Origin of the sequence: Isoptericola sp. NPDC056134 (assembly GCF_042264825.1) — a bacterium.
Classification (GTDB): domain Bacteria; phylum Actinomycetota; class Actinomycetes; order Actinomycetales; family Cellulomonadaceae; genus Isoptericola; species Isoptericola nanjingensis.
Genome location: NZ_JBHJVM010000003.1, coordinates 197,788 through 216,238 on the forward strand (window position 1 = coordinate 197,788; position 18,451 = coordinate 216,238).

18 protein-coding genes and 1 tRNA gene are annotated in these 18,451 nt (G+C 74.8%); 9 read left to right on the plus strand and 10 right to left on the minus strand.

The window, feature by feature from the left end:
* Positions 1-39: 39 nt before the first annotated feature.
* Positions 40-111, minus strand: a tRNA-Gln gene (locus tag ACFCZN_RS04825).
* A gap of 152 nt (positions 112-263) precedes the next feature.
* On the opposite strand from ACFCZN_RS04825, the gene ACFCZN_RS04830 reads away from it, so the two are divergent.
* A complete protein-coding gene (locus tag ACFCZN_RS04830; RefSeq protein ID WP_430556012.1) occupies positions 264-1,073 on the plus strand; it encodes a class I SAM-dependent methyltransferase in 810 nt (269 codons plus the stop codon).
* A gap of 7 nt (positions 1,074-1,080) precedes the next feature.
* Here the strand turns inward: ACFCZN_RS04830 and ACFCZN_RS04835 are convergent, their stop codons facing one another.
* Positions 1,081-1,989 carry a LysR substrate-binding domain-containing protein gene (locus ACFCZN_RS04835; RefSeq protein ID WP_430556013.1) on the minus strand — a complete coding sequence of 303 codons (909 nt, stop codon included), beginning with the start codon at positions 1,987-1,989 and terminating at the stop codon, positions 1,081-1,083.
* 69 nt (positions 1,990-2,058) lie between these two features.
* On the opposite strand from ACFCZN_RS04835, the gene ACFCZN_RS04840 reads away from it, so the two are divergent.
* Positions 2,059-3,228, plus strand: a complete 1,170-nt coding sequence (locus tag ACFCZN_RS04840) for a YeiH family protein (protein WP_430556014.1) — start codon at positions 2,059-2,061, stop codon at positions 3,226-3,228.
* A gap of 9 nt (positions 3,229-3,237) precedes the next feature.
* Here ACFCZN_RS04840 and ACFCZN_RS04845 read toward each other — a convergent pair whose 3' ends face one another.
* The 5 genes from ACFCZN_RS04845 to ACFCZN_RS04865 are packed head-to-tail and all read right to left on the minus strand — an operon-like array spanning position 3,238 to position 7,719.
* Entirely contained in the window at positions 3,238-3,972 is a 735-nt protein-coding gene (locus tag ACFCZN_RS04845) for an HAD family hydrolase (RefSeq protein ID WP_429763871.1), read from the minus strand.
* Positions 3,969-5,390: a glutamate--tRNA ligase gene (gltX, locus tag ACFCZN_RS04850; protein ID WP_430556015.1), complete on the minus strand. Its 1,422-nt coding sequence runs from the start codon at positions 5,388-5,390 to the stop codon at positions 3,969-3,971. The genes ACFCZN_RS04845 and gltX overlap by 4 nt, the downstream gene beginning before the upstream one ends.
* 46 nt (positions 5,391-5,436) lie before the next feature.
* A complete protein-coding gene (locus ACFCZN_RS04855) occupies positions 5,437-5,985 on the minus strand; it encodes an NUDIX hydrolase (RefSeq protein WP_430556016.1) in 549 nt (182 codons plus the stop codon).
* On the minus strand, positions 5,978-6,760 hold the full coding sequence (locus tag ACFCZN_RS04860) for a fumarylacetoacetate hydrolase family protein (RefSeq protein WP_429763868.1): 783 nt from the start codon (positions 6,758-6,760) through the stop codon (positions 5,978-5,980). Before ACFCZN_RS04860 ends, ACFCZN_RS04855 begins: the two co-directional genes overlap by 8 nt.
* 47 nt (positions 6,761-6,807) lie before the next feature.
* Entirely contained in the window at positions 6,808-7,719 is a 912-nt protein-coding gene (locus tag ACFCZN_RS04865) for a class I SAM-dependent methyltransferase (RefSeq protein ID WP_430556017.1), read from the minus strand.
* A gap of 91 nt (positions 7,720-7,810) precedes the next feature.
* On the opposite strand from ACFCZN_RS04865, the gene ACFCZN_RS04870 reads away from it, so the two are divergent.
* Together ACFCZN_RS04870 and ACFCZN_RS04875 are read left to right on the plus strand one after the other, a co-directional pair.
* Entirely contained in the window at positions 7,811-9,034 is a 1,224-nt protein-coding gene (locus ACFCZN_RS04870; protein ID WP_430556018.1) for a heparan-alpha-glucosaminide N-acetyltransferase domain-containing protein, read from the plus strand.
* Positions 9,031-9,909: a fructosamine kinase family protein gene (locus ACFCZN_RS04875; protein ID WP_430556019.1), complete on the plus strand. Its 879-nt coding sequence runs from the start codon at positions 9,031-9,033 to the stop codon at positions 9,907-9,909. The genes ACFCZN_RS04870 and ACFCZN_RS04875 overlap by 4 nt, the downstream gene beginning before the upstream one ends.
* 19 nt (positions 9,910-9,928) lie before the next feature.
* Here ACFCZN_RS04875 and ACFCZN_RS04880 read toward each other — a convergent pair whose 3' ends face one another.
* Complete coding sequence (locus ACFCZN_RS04880) at positions 9,929-10,783, minus strand: PhzF family phenazine biosynthesis protein (RefSeq protein ID WP_430556020.1); 855 nt, start codon at positions 10,781-10,783, stop codon at positions 9,929-9,931.
* A 55-nt stretch (positions 10,784-10,838) separates the two neighbouring features.
* Here ACFCZN_RS04880 and ACFCZN_RS04885 point away from each other — a divergent pair, with 55 nt between their 5' ends.
* Positions 10,839-11,792 (plus strand): 3-methyladenine DNA glycosylase, encoded by a 954-nt coding sequence (locus ACFCZN_RS04885; RefSeq protein ID WP_430556021.1) that lies wholly within the window; start codon positions 10,839-10,841, stop codon positions 11,790-11,792.
* Here the strand turns inward: ACFCZN_RS04885 and ACFCZN_RS04890 are convergent.
* Positions 11,770-12,222, minus strand: coding sequence for a peptidoglycan-binding domain-containing protein (locus ACFCZN_RS04890; protein ID WP_429763862.1), 453 nt, complete (start codon positions 12,220-12,222; stop codon positions 11,770-11,772). The genes ACFCZN_RS04885 and ACFCZN_RS04890 overlap by 23 nt on opposite strands.
* Positions 12,223-12,353: 131 nt before the next feature.
* Positions 12,354-12,866: a CGNR zinc finger domain-containing protein gene (locus tag ACFCZN_RS04895; protein ID WP_430556022.1), complete on the minus strand. Its 513-nt coding sequence runs from the start codon at positions 12,864-12,866 to the stop codon at positions 12,354-12,356.
* Between the two features lie 60 nt (positions 12,867-12,926).
* On the opposite strand from ACFCZN_RS04895, the gene ACFCZN_RS04900 reads away from it, so the two are divergent.
* From ACFCZN_RS04900 to ACFCZN_RS04915, 4 genes are all read left to right on the plus strand, one after another.
* Positions 12,927-13,934 (plus strand): DMT family transporter, encoded by a 1,008-nt coding sequence (locus ACFCZN_RS04900; RefSeq protein ID WP_430556023.1) that lies wholly within the window; start codon positions 12,927-12,929, stop codon positions 13,932-13,934.
* 33 nt (positions 13,935-13,967) lie between these two features.
* Positions 13,968-14,714, plus strand: coding sequence for a phosphotransferase (locus tag ACFCZN_RS04905; protein WP_430556024.1), 747 nt, complete (start codon positions 13,968-13,970; stop codon positions 14,712-14,714).
* Positions 14,715-14,858: 144 nt separating this feature from the next.
* The gene (locus ACFCZN_RS04910; protein WP_430556025.1) at positions 14,859-15,596 is read left to right on the plus strand and encodes a lytic polysaccharide monooxygenase; all 738 of its coding nucleotides are present in this window, start codon (positions 14,859-14,861) and stop codon (positions 15,594-15,596) included.
* 71 nt (positions 15,597-15,667) lie between these two features.
* Positions 15,668-18,403, plus strand: coding sequence for a DEAD/DEAH box helicase (locus tag ACFCZN_RS04915; protein ID WP_430556026.1), 2,736 nt, complete (start codon positions 15,668-15,670; stop codon positions 18,401-18,403).
* The last annotated feature ends 48 nt before the right edge of the window (positions 18,404-18,451 follow it).

An 18,451-nucleotide genomic window follows, 5' to 3' on the forward strand; every position in this document is an offset into this window, starting at 1 on the left:
AACTCTACACACCGCACCAGGCGGGCGAAGAGCACTGCGCTGGGGTACCAGGACTCGAACCTAGACTAAGAGAATCAGAATCTCTCGTGCTGCCAATTACACCATACCCCAATGGATCGAGCCTTCCGGGCAAATCCGACATGATCGGAGCGCCGGCGTCAGGCCCAACGTCGGAAAACATTACCGGACAGGTGGCCGTCGGCCAAAACGCGCGCGAGGTGCCGTACGTCACGCTCGGACGACGGCCGTGGCAGGCTCCCCGCATGGCCTCCTCGACTCCCCCGCCGCCCTCGCCCGCGCCCGCCTCCGCCGGGCACGACCCGCACGACCACGCCGACCGCGCGGCCTCGTTCGACCGGGACGCCGACGTGTACGCCCAGGTCAGGCCCACGTACCCGCGGGACGCCGTCGGGTGGATGCTCCCCGCGGGCGCGCGGCGGGTCCTCGACCTCGCCGCCGGGACGGGCAAGCTCACCGAGGTCGTCGTCGACCTCGCCGGGGCGGGCACGGACGTCGTCGCCGTCGACCCGTCGCTGCCCATGCTCGCCGAGCTCTCCGCGCGCCTGCCGGGCGTCGCCACCCGCCAGGGCGCCGCCGAGCACCTCCCCCTCCCGGACGCGTCCGTCGACGCCGTCCTGGTCGCCCAGGCGTGGCACTGGTTCGACGCCGACGCCGCGGCGACGGAGATCGCCCGCGTCCTGCGGCCGGGCGGCACGCTCGGCGTCGTCTGGAACGACCGCGACGCCGAGGTCGACTGGGTCGCGCGGTTCGGCGAGATCCTGCACCGAGGCGACCGCCTCGAGCCCGCGGCCGGTCACGACGCCCTGACGGAGCTCGGCGACCGGTTCACAGCCGTCGAGGCCGGCACGTTCCGCTGGGTCGACCGCCTCCCGGCCGGCGCGCTGCGCGCGCTCGCGGGGACGCGCAGCTATCTGCTGAGGCTCCCGGAGGCCGAGCGCGAGGCGCGCCTGGCCGAGGTCGACGCCCTGGAGGACACGCACCCCGACCTCGCCGGTCGCGCCGAGATCGAGCTGCCGTACGTCACCCACGCGTACCGCGCCCGGCGGCGCTGAGCGTCCGTCAGCGCGCGCCGGCGACGGCGGCGAGCCTCCGCGCCGGCGCGGACAGCGACGCGCCGTCGCGCCACACCACGCGCAAGCGGCGCGAGAGGTCGAGCTGGGCGATCGGGACGGTCACCAGGTGGCCTGCCGCCACGTCGTCCGCCACGGTCAGCGCGGACAGGACCGTCACACCGTCCCCGTGCCGCACGGCGGACTTCACGGCCGCCGTGGAGCCCAGCGCGGTGACGTGGGACGGCAGGCGGACGCCCGCCTGGCCGAGCGCGTCCTCCAGCACGTCGCGGGTGCCCGAGCCGACCTCGCGCAGCACGAGGTGCCCCGCGGCGAGGCCCGCGGGGCTGACGGACCGTCGTCGCGCCCACGGGTGCGCGGGGGCGACGACGGCCACCAGCTCGTCGTGGGCCACCGTGCGCGAGCGCAGCCCGCGTCGCACGGTCGGGCTCTCCACGAACCCGAGCTCGGCCGCGCCGTCGAGCACGAGCTCCATGACCTCGCGGGAGTTGCGCACGACGAGCTCGACGTCGGGCGCCGCTCCGGTCCGCTCGCGCTCGTCCCGCCCGAACGCCGCGAGCCAGCGCGGCGCCAGGTACTCGGCGATCGTGAGGCTCGCGGCCACGCGCAACCCGGGGACGGGCGCGGAGCGCAGCGCGGCGGCCGCGGCCTCGAAGCGGTCCGTGGCGTCCACGACGCCGCGCGCCGCCTCCGCCACCTGGCGCCCGACGGCGGTGAGCGCCGTGCCGCGCGGCCCGCGGGACAGCAGCTCGAGGCCGAGACGGCGCTCGAGCCGGTGCAGGCCAGCGGACGCGGTGGGCTGGGAGACGCCGGCCGCCCGGGCCGCGGCGGAGATCGAGCCGTGGGCATCGAGGGCGACCAGCAGTTCGAGTGCGGCCAGCGGGGGACGTTCTGCCATAGCGTCAGTCTATGGATCGATCGGCACCTGGCGCTTCCGGGTCGTCGCGCGGGTCGCGAGCCTGGTCACGTGCCTCCAGCTCAGCCCTCGGCCCCGACCGTGGACCAGACCACGTACCGGACCTCCCGCGGCGCCTCCCGTCTCGGTCCGGGCCTCGCGCTGGCCGCCGTGGCGACCGTGGTCCTGCTCGGCGTCAGCCGGCTCATCGCCCCGCTGACGAACGGTGCGCTGTCGCCCCTGGTCCTGGCCCTCGTGGCCGGCGCCGTGCTCGGCTCCGCGCTGGGGCGTTTCGTGCCGCGGGGCGCCCGCACCGCGAGGTTCGCGGAGCAGGTCGGGCCGGGCACCGACTGGACGGCGCGCACGGTGCTGCGCGCCGGCGTGGTGCTGCTCGGCCTGCAGCTCTCGATCCCCGACGTCCTCGCGCTCGGCTGGCGCGGGATCGCCGTCGTGGTGATCACCGTGACGGGGACGTTCGCGGCGATCCTCGGCCTCGGCCGGCTGCTGCGGGTGCCCCGCGCCACCGCGCTGCTCGTCGCCACCGGGTTCTCGATCTGCGGCGCCGCGGCGGTCTCCGCGATGACGAGCGTGCTCGAGCGCGACCCGCGCGCGGGATCTGCGCCCGCCCGGCTGCGGGACGACGTGGCCGCCGCGCTCGCCCTCGTCACCGTCTACGGGACGGTCGCGATCTTCGTCCTGCCCGCCCTCGCCGGGGCGATCGGGCTCGACGACCACCAGGCGGGGCTCTGGATCGGCGCGAGCGTCCAGGAGGTGGCCCAGGTGGTCGCCGCCGCGGGCACCGTCTCGGCCGCCGCGCTGGCCACCGCGACCGTCACCAAGCTGGCCCGCGTGGTGCTGCTCGCGCCCCTGGTCGCCGGCGCCGGCGCGCTGCTCTCGCGGCGCGCGGCGCTCACCGCCGCGCCCGGGGACGACCTCGTGCCCGAGTCCCCCGAGGGCGGCACGACGGCCCGCGGCCGACGCGCCCCGCTCGTCCCCGGCTTCGTGCTGGGCTTCCTCGTCGCGGTGCTGGTCCGCAGCACGGGACTGCTGCCCGACGTCGTCACCGACACCGCCCAGCAGCTCACGACGGTCCTGTTCGTCGCCGCGATGTTCGCCCTCGGCACCGGCGTCGACGTCCCGCGCCTGGCGCGCACCGCCCGCCGTCCGCTGCTGCTCGGCGCCCTGGGCACCGTCGTCGTCACGGGGATCGCGCTCGCCGCCGTCCTGCTGCTCGCCCTCTGAGCGAGCTGGTCAGAGGCCGAGGGCGGCGGGCAGCCCGGCGAGCCCGGGCAGCACGACGATGCCGTCGGCGCGCAGGGCGTCGGCGTCCACGTGGTGCTCGTCGTCGCGGCGGGCACCGGGCCGGTCCAGCCAGACGCCGACGAGGCCGGCGTCGCGAGCGGCGCGGGCGTCCGTCGTGGGCTCGTCGCCGACGTACGCGGTGCGCGCGACGTCGGTGCCGAGGCGGCGGGCGCCCTCGACGAAGACGTCGGGGTGCGGCTTGCCGTAGCCGAGCGTGTCCACGCCCACGAGCACGGGGACGCCCTCGAGGCCGGCGGCGCGCAGCTTGCGCTCCTGGAGCTCCGTGTACGCGTTCGTCACGACGCCGATCCGCACGCCGGCGGCACGCAGTGCGTCGAGGGCGGCCGCGGAGTCGTCGAACGGCGCCCACGACCGCTCGAACGTGCCCCAGAACAGGGCGTCCCAGTCGGCGAAGGAGTCCTCCGTGACCGGCTCGCCGCCGAAGGTGCGGTGCAGGAGGTCGGCGCGCAGCCGGCGCTGGGTGAGGGCGTCGGTCTCGCCGCGCGTGAAGCGCTTGTAGTAGCCGCCCGGGTCGGTGCGCCAGTGCGCCAGCAGCTCGGGGTAGCGGTCCGCCGGCACGTGCGGCAGGTACTCGACGGCGACCGCGGTGAGAGCCTGGGCGAACCCGCCCTTGGTGTCGACGAGCGTGTCGTCGACGTCGAGCAGGACGCCGTCGACCCTCACAGCTTCGCCAGCGCGGCGTCGACGCGGGCGAGGGTCCGTTCGCGGCCGAGCACCTCGAGCGACTCGAACAGCGGCAGGCCGATCGTGCGGCCCGTGACGGCGACGCGCACCGGCGCCTGCGCCTTGCCGAGCTTGAGCCCGTGCTTCTCTCCCACCGCCGTGACGAGGTCCTTGAGCGGCTCCGCCTCCCACGTCGCGAGGTCCGCGAGCGCCGCGCGGGCGTCGGCGAGCAGCTCGGCGGCGCCGTCCTTCATCGCCTTGGCCCACGAGCGCTCGTCGTCGACCGGCTCGTCGAGGAAGAGGAAGTCCACGTTGTCGGTGATGTCCGCCAGCAGGGCGACGCGCGACTGGGCGAGCGGAGCGACGCGTCCGAACGCGGCGGCGTCGTACTGCTCCTCGGTCCAGGGCGCCTTGGGGGCGTGCAGCCACGGGTCGACGGCGGCGACGAAGTCCTCGACCGACATCTTCCGGATGTACTCGCCGTTGAACGACAGCAGCTTCTTGACGTCGAAGAACGCCGAGGCGCTGTTGACGTCCTCGATGCGGAACCGCTCGACCAGCTCGTCGAACGGGAGGATCTCCTCGTCGTTGCCGGGCGCCCAGCCGAGCAGCATGAGGTAGTTGACCATCGCGTCGGGCAGGTAGCCCTCGGCGAGGTAGTCCTCGAGCGCGACCTTGTCCCGGCGCTTGGAGAGCTTCTGGCGCTTCTCGTTCACGATCACCGGCAGGTGCGCCCACGTCGGCGGCTGCGCGCCGAGCGCCTCCCACAGCAGCTGCTGCTTGGGCGTGTTCGGCAGGTGCTCCTCGCCGCGGATGACGTGGGTGATGCCCTCGTCGAGGTCGTCCACGACGTTCGCGAGCAGGAAGACGGGCGAGCCGTCCCCGCGCGCGACGACGAAGTCCTCCATCGCGGAGTTCGGGAACGTCGGGTTGCCGCGGATGAGGTCGACGACCTGGGTCTCGCGGTCGTCGGGGGTGCGGAAGCGCAGCGCCCGGCCCGGCTCGTAGGTGAGGCCGCGGTCGCGGCAGAAGCCGTCGTAGCCGGAGTGCGCGTTGCCGGTGCGGGCGGCGACGTCGTCGCGGGAGCAGTCGCAGTAGTACGCGCGGCCGGCCTCGTACAGGCGGGCCGACGCCTCGCGGTGCTTCTCGACGTTCTGCGACTGGAAGTACGGTCCCTCGAACGTCGGGTCCTCGGCGTGCATGCCGAGCGCCGCGAGAGCGTTCAGGATGCCGTCCACCCACTCGGGCTTGTTGCGCGCGGCGTCGGTGTCCTCGACCCGCAGCACGAACGTGCCGCCCTGCTGCTTGGCGACCGCCCAGTTGAACAGGGCGGAGCGGGCACCGCCCACGTGGAACATGCCCGTCGGGGACGGGGCGAAGCGGACACGGACGTCGGAGGAGCCGGCAGCGGGGATCACGGGGTCCAGCGTAGTTGTCCCGCCGCGGGCCGTCGGACGGTCGGTGTCAGGCGCCCCGTACCCGTGCGACAGCGAGCGCCACCGGCTCGGCGAGGTCCGGGTTCGGCAGGTCGTCGACGGGCCACCACCGCACGTCCAGCGACTCGTCGCTCACGGCGTGCCGTGCGCCGTCGGGCGCGACGGCGACGAAGCGCACGTCCAGGTGGTGCGCGTCGCCGCCCGGCCCGCAGAACGGCACGGCGTGCTCGTCGAGGTGCACGGGCACCGGGTCGAGGTCGACCTCCACCCCGGACTCCTCGACGGCCTCGCGGCGGGCAGCCGCGGCCAGCGTGGCGTCGTCGGGCTCGGCGTGCCCGCCGAGCTGGAACCAGCGGCCCGCCTTCGCGTGCAGGGTCAGCAGCACGCGCGAGGCGTCGCCCGACAGCACCACCGTGGACGCGGTGACGTGGTCCGGGCGGCACGCGCGCAGCACGCCGTCGGGGTGCGCGTCGAGGTGCGCGACGAACCGGTCGCGCAGCGCGGACTGCCCGGCGTCGGCGGCGGGCATCCGCCGCAGCACCGACCGTGCGTCGTCGCGCAGCGGCGTCTCAGTCACGCCGGAACACGGGGTTGGCGAGGACGCCGATGCCCTCGACCTCGCACTCCACGCGGTCGCCGTGGTCGATGCGGCCCACCCCCGCCGGCGTGCCGGTGAGGATGACGTCCCCGGGCAGCAGGGTCATCGCCTTGCTGATGTACGACACGAGGAACGGCACGTCGAAGACCATGTCCGCGGTACGGCCGTCCTGCTTGAGCTCGCCGTTGACGCGGGACCGCACGGCGACGTCCTCGGGGTTCAGGTCCGTGTCGATCCACGGGCCGAGCGGGCAGGAGGTGTCGAAGCCCTTGGCTCGCGCCCACTGGCCGTCGGTGCGCTGCGCGTCGCGGGCGGTGACGTCGTTGGCGACGGTGTAGCCGAGCACGTAGGAGCGCACGTTCTCCGGCTCGACGTCCTTGCACACCTTGGAGATGACGACGGCGAGCTCGGCCTCGTAGCTGACCTCGCGCGTGAACTCGGGCAGCACCACCGGGTCGTCGGGCCCGACGACGGCGGTGTTGGGCTTGAAGAACAGCAGCGGCGTGGCCGGCACCTCGCCGCCCATCTCCTTGGCGTGGTCGGCGTAGTTCTTGCCGACGGCGACCACCTTGGAGCGCGGGATCACCGGGGCGAGCAGCCGGACGCCGTCGCCCAGCTCGATCCGCTCCCCCGTCGGCATCGCCGGCATGTAGAGCGGGTCGCCGCCGAGGACGGCGAGGAACGTCTTGTCGCCCTCCTGCTGGACGAGGGCGAAGCGGGGGTCGTCTCCGGTGGTGAATCTCGCGATGCGCACGCGCCCAGGTTACGCGGGGCGCGTGCGCGGCACCGTCAGCCGCACCGTCAGGCGCGGGCGAGCACCTCGCCGTGCAGGATGGCGAACCAGCCGTCGGGCGCCTGCGCCCACGCCTGCCAGTCCTGCGCGATCTGCTCGAGCGCGACGTCGTCGGCCAGGCCCGACTCCTTGGCCTGCACCGCGAAGTTGGACTCCACGCAGCGCTCGGCCCACAGCTCGCCCCACCACTGCCGGTCGGTCGGGGTGGCGTAGCACCACGACGACGCGGAGGGCACGATGCCGTCCAGCCCCGCCTCCTGCACCCACGACATGAGGCGGCGGCCGGCGTCCGGCTCGAACCCGTAGGCGTGCGTGACCTCGTGGTACAGCTCGTTCCACTCCGTCAGGCCCGGGGTCTCGGGGTACCAGGCCATGCCCGCGTAGTCGGCGTCGCGCACCGCGACCATCCCGCCCGGCTTCGCGACGCGCTTCATCTCGCGCAGCGCGGCGACCGGGTCGGACAGGTGCTGCAGCAGCTGGTGCGCGTACACGACGTCGAAGGAGTCGTCCTCGAACGGCAGCTCGTAGGCGTTCGCCTGCTGGAAGCGGACGTTGCCGTACCCGAGGGCCGCGGCGTGCTCGCGCGCCGCCTCGAGCACCTTGGGGCTGGCGTCGACGCCCACGACCTCGCCGCCGGCGAGGATCCGGGCGAAGTCGGTGGTCACCGTGCCAGGGCCGCAGCCGACGTCGAGCAGGGACATGTCGTCGCGCAGGTGCGGCACCAGGAAGCCGGCCGAGTTCTGGGCCGTGCGGCTGCGGTGCGAGCGCAGCACGGACTCGTGGTGCCCGTGCGTGTACGACTCGGACTCCTTGCTGGGCACCGTGTGGTGGGTGCTGGGTGCCTCGATCGCGTCGTTGAGGTCGGCACCGGCGGGTTCGGGGTCGCCCTGGGGTGCGGGCTCCGCGCTGAGGTCACTCATGCTCCCACCGTAGTGACCGCGCGGCCTGCAGGCCGTGGCGTTCTCACGCACCGGGACGACGCGCACCACCCGCCGGTGGCATCATCACGCCATGACCGCGGCCACCGGCGCGCCGACCTCCCGTCTTCGTGCCGGGCTGCGCGCCGGCACGCGCCGTCTCGCCGGCGGCCCGGGGCGCGTCCCGGGCGTCGACGTCGCCCGCGGGATCGCCGTCCTGGGCATGTTCACCGCCCACGTGGGCGTGACGACGCCCGACGCCGGACCCGCCTGGTGGCTGCTCGACCTCTCCCACGGCCACTCCTCGATCCTGTTCGCGCTGGTGGCGGGCGTCTCCGTCGCGATCGTCACCGGGGGGCCACACCTTCTCGACGGCGACCCGCTGCGACGGGCCCGCCTCCGCCTGCTCGTGCGCGCCGCGCTGCTGCTGGTGGTCGTCGCGCTGCTCGACCTCCTCGGCACGCGCGTCGCCCTCATCCTGGGCTTCTACGCCTGCTACTTCGCGCTCGCGCTGCCGTTCCTGCGCTGGCGGCCCCCGCGCCTCCTCGCGCTCGCCGCGGTGGTCGCCCTGGTGGGGCCGCTGCTCGCGTACTGGGGGCCGGAGGCGTTGCTGCGGGCCGGTCTGCGGCTGCCGCACGACGGTTCCGGCGCCGTCACGGACTTCGTGCTCACCGGCCACTACCCGGCGATCGTCTGGATGGCGTACGTGCTCGCGGGCATGGCGATCGGACGCTGCGACCTGCGCTCGCCGCGGCTGCGCCGCGGGCTCCTGCTGGGCGGGCTGGCCGCGTGGGGCGCGCTCTCGTTCCTCTCCGGCGCGGTGGTGGGCGCCGCCGGCGGGGAGGAGGTCGTGCTGACCTCCCAGGTCATGGCGCGGCAGTCCGTCGACGGCGCGCCGTTCGCCTGGGGCGACCCGTGGCCCGGCGTCGCGGGGCTCTTCCTCGACGGCCCGCACGACGACACGACGATCGAGGTGCTCGCGTCGGGCGGGTTCGCGGCGGCGGTCGTGGGCCTGTGCCTGTACGTCGGGCGGGTCGGGCGGTGGGTGCTGGCCCCGCTCGCCGCGGTCGGGTCGATGGCGCTGACCGTGTACTCGCTGCAGATCGTCGCCATCTGGCACTGGGACCTGCTGGGGTCCACCACCAACGGCCCGCTGCTCGTGATGGTGCTGGTCACCCTCGCCGCGGCGACGGCGTGGCGGTTCCTGCTCGGACGAGGGCCGCTGGAGCGGGCGGTGGGCGCGGTCGCCGACCGCGCTGCGCTGGCCGCCCCGCCGCAGGAGCCGCCCGAGAAGGCCCAGAGAGGGAGTCGCTCGTGACCGACCCGATGACGGTGCTGCTGACCCGCCTCCACGCGTCGGGGATCTCCGACGTGGAGCACCTGTGCCCCGCGACCGGCGGGCTCGCCGCGACCGCCGCCCTGGCGCGGCGTGCCGACGGCACCGCGGTGTTCGTCAAGGGGTTCGAGGAGGCCCCGTCCGACGACGCCTTCGCCGCCGAGGCCGAGGGCCTGACGGCGCTGCGGGAGCTCGGCGGCGTCGTCACGCCGGCGGTGATCCTCGCCGACCCGGGCCTGCTCGTCCTCGAGGTGCTGTACCCACGCCCCCGGGACGAAGCGTTCTGGGAGCGGCTCGCGCACACGCTCGCCGAGCTGCACGCCACGACCCACGACCGCTTCGGCTGGCACCGGGACAACTGGCTGGGCCGCCGCCGGCAGGACAACACCTGGGAGGACGACGGGTTCGCCTTCTTCGCGCGGAGCCGCCTGCTGCGGTGGCTGGGCGAGCCGCGGGTCGACGCCGCCCTGGGTCCCGCGGACCGGACGGCCCTGGAGCACCTGTGCGCCCGGCTCCCCGAGCTGCTCCCGGACCGCCCCGCGTGCCTGACGCACGGCGACCTGTGGGCGCAGAACGTCCTCGCGACCGCCGACGGGCGGCCCGCGCTGATCGACCCCGCCGTGTCCTACACGTGGGCCGAGGTCGACCTGGCCCACCTCTGGACGACGGCGCCGCCGCCCGAGTCCCGCGGGTTCTTCGATCTCTACGCCGAGCTCACCGGCCTCGATCGCGCGTGGCGCGACCGCATGCCGATCCTGCAGCTGCGCCAGCACCTCGCCGTCGTCGCGCAGTTCGACGACGACTGGGGCGCCGCCGAGCAGGTGCGGGCCACGCTCGCCCCGTTCCGCCGGGTCTGACGCGCCGGCCGCTCCGACCTCAGAGCGTCACGGTGCCCGCGATCGTCGTGACGGCCGCGCCCCCGACCCACACCTCGCCGGCGGCGTCGCGGCGCACGAGCACGCGCCCGCGGCGACCGAGGGCGGTGCCCTGCGAGGCGACGTACGACGCGGGCAGCAGGCCGCCCGCCAGCCACTGCCCCAGCCCGGCGTTGAGGCTGCCGGTGACCGGGTCCTCCGCGACGCCGATGTCGGGGACGAAGGCGCGCACCTCGACGGCGGCGTCCGACTCCCCCGGCGCGTAGGTGCCGACGACGCCGATCTTCAGGCCGCCGAACGCGGCGAGGTCCGGCTCGACGGCGAGCACTGCCGCGGCGTCGCGCAGGCGGGCCGCGACCCAGCCGGGGCCGTTGTCGACCCACGCCGCGTCCTCGATGTCCGCCACGCTCACGCGCAGGCCGCGCGCGAGCTGCGCGAGGTCCTCCGGCGCCACCGGGCCGGAGCGCCGCAGGGGCGGCGCGGCGAACGCGAGCCGGTCGCCGCTGGCGTCGGTGTCGCGCCGGACGGTGACGAGCCCGACGCCGCACTCCTGGACCACCTGCTCCGCGGAGCGGGGCACCCCGCCGGCCTCGAGCCACGCGTGCGCGGTGCCGAGCGTGGGGTGGCCGGCGAACGGCAGCTCGCCGCCGGGCGTCCAGATCCGCAGCCGGTAGTCGGCGTCGGGCGTGGTGGGGCGCAGCAGGAACGTGGTCTCGGACAGGTTGGTCCACCGCGCGAAGGCGGCCATCTGCGCGTCGTCGAGGTCGTCGGCGTCGTGCACCACGGCCACCGGGTTGCCGGTGAGGGGGCCCGTGGCGAAGACGTCGACCTGGCGGAACTCGTAGGTGTGCGGCACGACTCACACGCTAGTCCGGGCGGGGGCGTGTTCGCCGCGCTCGTACCCTGGTGGGATGCGCGCAACCATCCTCGACGACCCGGCGGGCCCCGCCGACGCCGTCGTGCCGCGCGACGCCTGGGAGCCGCGGGCCGCCGCGCACGCCGCCCGCGCGGACGCGCTGACTGCGGTGTGGCGCGAGGCCCGCGACCGCGGCGCGGAGCACGCGATCGAGGACTTCCTGTTCACCTACTACCCCACGCGCGTGAGCCACCTGCGCCGGTGGCACCCGGGCCCGGGCGTGGTCCTCGCGGACGCGGCCGAGCACGCCGGGTGGCGCTGGTACCGCGAGACGGCGCTCCCGGGCGAGGAGAGCGGTGCGTGCGGCACGGGGGCGACGCTCGACGTCGACGCCTTCGTCGCCGACCGCGGCGACACCGTCCGCTACGTCCGCGCGCTCGTGTCGGCCACCGCCGGGCGGCCCGGGACGTTCGGCTGCTTCGGCCTGCACGAGTGGGCGATGGTCTACCGCGACCGCACCGCGGGTCGCGACCACCGCCACCCGCTGCCGCTGCGGCTGGGCCACGACGGCACGGACGCCGTCGTCGAGTCGCACCGCATCGGCTGCTCGCACTTCGACGCCTACCGGTTCTTCACGCCCGAGGCCTCGGAGCGCAACCAGCTGCGCCCCACCCGCGAGCGCCAGCCGGCCATGGAGCAGCCGGGGTGCCTGCACGCCGGGATGGACCTCTACAAGTGGGCGCTCAAGCTCGGGCCCGCGGCACCCGGCGACCTGCTGCTGGACGCCTTCGAGCTCGCCCGCGACATCCGGTACACCGACATGGCCGCCGCCCCCTACGACGTCTCGTCGTACGGCGTCGATGCCGTGCCGATCGAGACGGCGGAGGGCAAGGCGGAGTACGTGCGCCGCCAGCGCGGGTTCGCCGCGCGCGGCCAGGAGCTGCGCGCCCGCCTGGTCGACGTCTGCGACGCGCTCCTGGCGGGTGTCAGTCGGACACCATCCCGCTGACCAGCGCACGCCAGGTCACGGGCCCGACGACGCCGTCGACCAGGACGCCGAACGCCGACAGCGCGCGCTGGAACCCGCGCACCGCGCTCTCCGTCTTCGGCCCGAAGACCCCGTCGACCGCGAGGTCGAGCTCCGCGCGGACGTCGAGCTCGGACTGCGCCCCGCGGACGGCGTGGCCACGGCTCCCGAGTCGCACGGTGACGACGATCGCGCCCCAGGTCCTGGGCCCGACGACGCCGTCGACCTCGAGGCCGAAGTCGCGCTGGGTGGTGCGGACGGCGGCCTCGGTGAGCGGGCCGAACGTCTCGTCCACCTCGAGGTCGTGGCCGTGCTCGTTGAGCAGGTGCTGCAGCGCGCCGACGGGGTGGAACCGGTCACCGGGACGGACGACCGGCCAGGGGTCGAGGGCCTTGCTCGTCGTGACGGACATCGCCGCCTCCTTCGTGGGGCCGGGCCGGGCGGGTCGTCGCCCCGGGAAAGCCCGGCGCCCTCGCGGGGGAGGGAGCGCGGCGCTCACCTCCAGATACGTCGGCCGGAGACGTCGACGGCGTGCCCGGGCCGTCAGCCGGAGCGACGCGCCCGCAGCGCGGCCTGCGCGTTGCGGTTGGTGCACGCGGTGGAGCAGTAGCGCCGCGAGCGGTTGCGCGACAGGTCCAGCACCAGCCCCTGGCAGTCGGCGTCGGCGCACACGGCGAGGCGGGAGAGCTCGTCGTCGCGGATGAGGTCGATCATCGCCATGGCGGTCTCGACGACGATCCGGGTGGCGAGCGGGGCGTCGTCGGCGGTCGCGTGCACGTGCCAGTCCTCCCCGGAGTGCCGTACCAGGCGCGGATGGACAGGCACGCCCGTGAGCAGCTCGTTGACCAGCCCGGCGGCCTCGTCGCGCTCGGCGAGGAGGAGGGCGCGCAGGCGGGGGCGCAGCGCGCGCACCTGGTCGAGCTCCTCCGCGGTGCCGTCGTGACGACCGGTGTACTCGTGCTCGCGGAAGAAGGCGTCGAGGTCGGCCGTGGTCCCGAGCGTCTCGGGCGGCTCGCCGGAGTTCACGAGGGCGACGGCCGACCGGAGCTCAGCCACGGTGTCATGAGCGAACGGCATATTGACACGTTACTCCACCCGGTCGTAGCGTCATGAGCCATGGCAAGAATGACGCATGACACCGGCGCGACGGCGCGCACCGGCCTCGGCGCGGGCCTCTCCCTCGCGGTCGTCTCCGCCATCACGTTCAGCCTCTCGGGCCCGCTCGCCGCCGGCCTCTTCGCCACCGGGTGGAGCCCGGGCGCCGTCGTCCTGGTGCGCGTCGCGGTCGGGGCGGTCGTCGTCCTGCCGTTCGGCGTCGTCGCCCTGCGCGGCGACTGGTCCCCCGTGCGCCGCAACCTGCGGCTGCTGCTCGCCTACGGCGCGCTCGGCGTCGCCGCCACGCAGTTCTGCTACTTCGCCGCCGTGCAGCACATGCAGGTGGGCCCCGCGCTGCTCATCGAGTACTCCTCCCCCGCCGCCGTCGTCGCGTGGCTGTGGCTGCGGCACGGGCAGCGGCCCGGACGGACGACGCTCGCCGGCATCGCGGTCGCCGCCGCGGGCCTCGTCCTGGTGCTCGACCTCGCCGGCGCCCGGCTCGACCCCGTCGGCGTGGCCTGGGCGCTCGGGGCCATGGTGGGCGTCTCCGCCTACTTCCTGCTCAATGCCCGCACCGACACCGGGCTGCCGCCCCTGAGCCTCGCGGCGGGCGGGCTCGTGGTCGGCGCCGTCCTCCTCGGCCTGCTCGGCGCCGTCGGCGTCATGCCGCTCACCGCGTCGGCAGACCCGGTCGCCCTCGCCGACGCCGTCGTGCCCGCGTGGGCGGTGCTCGCCGCGCTGGGGGTGGTGACGGCCGGCGTCGCCTACGTCACCGGCGTCGGCGCGGGGCGGCGCCTCGGCGCGCGGCCGGCGTCGTTCGTCGGGCTGCTCGAGGTGGTCAGCGCCGTGTTCTTCGCGTGGGTGTTCCTGGGCGAGCTGCCGCGCCCCGTGCAGCTCGTCGGCGGGCTGCTGGTGCTGGCCGGGGTCGTCGTCGTGCAGCAGGGCGAGGCCGCGACCCGTCGCACGCCACCCGCGATCGAACCGGCGGCCGCGCCGCGCCCGACGATCGAGCCGACGGGAATGCCGTAGCCCGTCGCGGCGCGGAGATGTGACGATCTGGGCATGTCCCGCGCCCTCGCCGCCGCCCCGTCCGAGCCCGTCGTCGTGCCCGAGCGGGTGCGCCTGCTCGCCGGCGACGACGACGTCGTGCCCGTGTGGCGCAACGAGCTCGGCGGCCTCACGTTCCGGCTGACGGGGGCCTCGGGCGCCGAGCGCTACGTCAAGTGGGTCCCCGCCGGCACGCCCGAGCTGGACCTCGACGCCGAGGCCGAGCGCCTCGCCTGGGCGGGCCGCTTCACCCCCGTGCCGCGGGTGCTCGACCGCGGCGCCGACGGCGCGGGCGCCTGGCTGCTGACCGCGGGCATCCCGGGCCGGTCGGCGGTCGACCCGCGCTGGCTCGCGCACCCGGACACGGCGGCGCGCGCGATCGGCGCCGGTCTGCGGGCGCTGCACGACGCGCTCCCGGTCGACGACTGCCCCTTCTCGTGGGGCGTCGCCGACCGGACGGCGCGCCTGTCCCCCGACGCCCGCGCCCGGGTCGGCGACGTGCCCGCCGTCGACCGGCTGGTCGTGTGCCACGGGGACCCGTGCGCCCCCAACACCCTCCTGGACGACGGCGGTCGCTGGACCGCCCACGTCGATCTCGACGCGCTCGGCGTCGCGGACCGCTGGGCCGACCTCGCGGTGGCCAGCTACAGCCTGGAGTGGAACTACGGCGACGGTCACGAGCCCGCCTTCTTCGAGGGCTACGGCATCGCGCCCGACGCCGGGCGCATCGCCTTCTACCGACACCTGTGGGACCTCGGCTGACGCCGGTCCGTCCTACGGGTAACCCCGTACGACCGGCCGGGCAGATCACGTTCAGATGACGCGGTTCCCCTGATGTGCGGTCCGGACCGACGTCGTAGCGTCGAATTTGTCCAGTTTCCTCACGAACACAGGAGAAGAGCAACGATGCGTCTTCGTCCCACTCTCGTCACCGCGGCCGTCGGGCTCGCCGCGCTCCTGGCTCCGCTCGCCGCCGCGCCCGCCGCGTCCGCCCACGGCTGGGTGACCAACCCGCCGAGCCGCCAGGACCTGTGCGCCGGCGGTTCCCTGCCCTTCGACTGCGGCAGCATCAAGTACGAGCCGCAGAGCGTCGAGGCCCCCAAGGGCTCCACGCAGTGCTCCGGCGGCAGCGGCTTCGCCATCCTCGACGACGAGTCGAAGCCCTGGCCCCGCACGAAGATCGGCAACAGCGTCACGATGAAGTGGAAGCTCACCGCGCAGCACGCCACCTCGACGTGGGAGTACTTCGTCGACGGCACCCTGCACCGTACGTTCGACGACAAGGGCGCCAATCCCGACGCCGTCGTGAGCCACACGCTCGAGAACCTGCCTCAGGGCGACCACACCATCCTCGCCCGCTGGAACGTGGCCGACACCGTCAACGCGTTCTACGCCTGCGTCGACGTGACCGTCGGCGAGGGCGGGACGGTCGAGCCGACCGACCCGCCGGTGGACCCGACCGACCCGCCGGTCGAGCCGGGCGACTGCGAGGACGCGGCCTGGAACCCGTCGTCCGCCTACACGGGTGGCACGAAGGTGTCCTACGAGGGCCGCGCGTACCAGGCCAAGTGGTGGACACAGGGCGACACCCCGTCCTCCTCCGCCGGCCAGTGGGCGGTCTGGACCGACCTCGGCGCCTGCTGACCCCGCCCGACGACAGCGTGCCGGCGCGGCCGGGGACGACGGCTCGGCGGGCCTGGGAGAATGTCCGCACCATGACTTCCCCCAGCTCCCCCGACGCCGCCCCCCGCCCCGCCGGCACGCTGCTGCCGTACCTGCCCGCCCCGACGGGCGGCGCGCCGGACCCCGACGTCCTCTTCGAGGGGTTCGGCGAGTGGGCCACCGGCACGGGCCGGCCGCTGTACCCGCACCAGGAGGAGGCGCTGCTCGAGCTCATGACGGGCTCGCACGTGGTGCTGGCCACGCCCACGGGGTCGGGCAAGTCGATGGTCGCGATGGGCGCGCAGTTCGCGGCGCTCGCGAACCGCCGGTCGGGCCGCGGCGGGCGCACGTTCTACACCGCGCCGCTCAAGGCGCTGGTGAGCGAGAAGTTCTTCGACCTCGTCGCCGCGTTCGGGTCGCGCAACGTCGGCATGATGACCGGCGACTCCGCGGTCAACGCCGACGCCCCGATCATCTGCTGCACCGCGGAGATCCTCGCCAACCTCGCCCTGCGGCGCCGGGCCGACGACGACGGCGTCGGCGCGGACGGCACGGCCGACGACGACGCCATCGCCCAGGTCGTCATGGACGAGTTCCACTTCTACGGCGACCGGCAGCGCGGCTGGGCGTGGCAGGTGCCGCTGCTGGAGCTGCCGCGCACGCAGTTCCTGCTGATGTCCGCCACCCTCGGCGACACCACCCGGCTGCGCGAGGACCTCGAGGAGCGCAGCGGCCGCCCCGTCGCGGAGGTCGCGGGTGCCGAGCGCCCGGTGCCGCTGACGTTCTCCTACGTCGTCGAGCCGCTGACCGACGTCATCGCAGAGCTCGTCACGACGCACCGCGCCCCCGTCTACGTCGTGCACTTCACGCAGAAGGACGCCGTCGAGCGCGCCCAGGCGCTCCTCTCCACGAGCGTCGCCTCCAAGGACGAGAAGGCCGCGATCGCGGCCGAGATCGGCGCGTTCCGGTTCGGCACGGGCTTCGGCAAGACGCTGAGCAAGTTCCTGCGCGCGGGCATCGGCGTGCACCACGCCGGGATGCTGCCGAAGTACCGCCGCCTCGTGGAGCGGCTCACGCAGCGCGGCCTGCTCAAGGTGGTCTGCGGCACCGACACCCTCGGCGTGGGCATCAACGTGCCGATCCGCACCGTCCTCCTGACGTCGCTCGTGAAGTACGACGGCGAGCGCATGCGCCACCTCACCGCACGCGAGTTCCACCAGATCTCCGGCCGCGCCGGTCGCGCGGGCTTCGACACCGTGGGCGAGGTGCTCGTCATGGCGCCCGAGCACGTCATCGAGAACCGCAAGCTGCTCGCCAAGGCCGGCGACGACCCGAAGAAGCTCAAGAAGGTGGTGCGCAAGAAGGCGCCCGCCGGCGCCGTGAACTGGACGGACTCCACGTTCGAGCGGCTGCGCGACGCCGACCCCGAGCCCCTGACCAGCCAGTTCCACGTCAACCACGCCATGGTGCTCAACGTGCTGGCGCGGGACTCCGCGGGCTCGGACGGCGACCCCGTCGAGGCCATGCGCCACCTGCTCACCGCCAACCACGACACCGAGGCGCAGCAGGCGAAGCACGTGCGCCAGACGTTCCGCATCTACCGGTCGCTGCGCGTCGCGGGCGTGGTGGAGAAGATCCGCGTGCCCGACCCGTCGCGCCCGGCCGGGTACCGGCCCAGCGTGCGGCTCGTCGTCGACCTGCCGCGCGACTTCGCGCTCAACGCACCGCTGTCGCCGTTCGCGCTCGCGGCCATGGACCTCCTGGACACCGAGAGCCCGACGCACGTGCTCGACGTCGTCTCCGTCATCGAGGCGACCCTCGACGACCCGCGCCAGATCCTCTACGCCCAGCAGTCCAAGGCGAAGGGCGAGGCCGTCGCGGCGATGAAGGCCGAGGGCATGGAGTACGAGGAGCGCATGGAGGCGCTCGAGGACGTCACGTGGCCGCGGCCGCTCGCGGACCTGCTCGAGCCCGCGTTCGCCACGTACAAGCGGTCGAACCCGTGGGTGGCCGACGCCGAGCTCGCGCCCAAGTCCGTGGTGCGCGACATGCTCGAGCAGGCCATGACGTTCGCCGAGCTGGTCAGCGTGTACGGGCTGGAGCGCACCGAGGGCGTCGTGCTGCGCTATCTCGCCGACGCCTACCGCGCGCTGCGCCAGGTGGTGCCGGAGGAGCACCGCACCGAGGAGGTGCAGGAGGTCGTCGAGTGGCTCGGCGAGCTGGTGCGCGGCGTCGACTCCTCGCTGCTGGACGAGTGGGAGCGGCTGCAGAACCCGGTCGACGACGACGCCGACCTCGTCGTCGAGGGCGAGCTCGCCGAGGCGGGCGCGGAGGCGCCCGCGCGGCCCGTCACCGGCAACCCGCGCGCGTTCCGCCGCCTCGTCCGCAACGCGACCTTCCGCCGCGTCGAGCTCGCTGCCCGCGAGGACTACGACGGGCTCGGGGCGCTCGACGGCGCGCACGGCTGGGACGGCGACGCCTGGGCCGCCGCGCTCGACCCCCTGTTCGAGGCGCAGGGCGACGACGCCGTCGGCATCGGCCCCGCCGCCCGCGCGGCCGGGCTGCTGACCATCCTCGAGCCGGGCGCCGAGCTGCCCGGCGGCGCGACCACGACCACCCGCGACGGCGTCGAGGTGGCCGAGGTGCCCGCCGGCACGTGGTGGGTGCGGCAGGTGCTCGACGACGCCGACGGCGACCACGACTGGGCGGTCACCGCCGTCGTCGACCTGGCGGCCAGCGACGAGGCCGGGGCCGTCGCGCTCACCGTGGTGGACGTCGGCCGGATCTGAGCGTCCGCGGGGGTTGCAAGCATCCGGGGTCGGTCGTGTGATCGATCC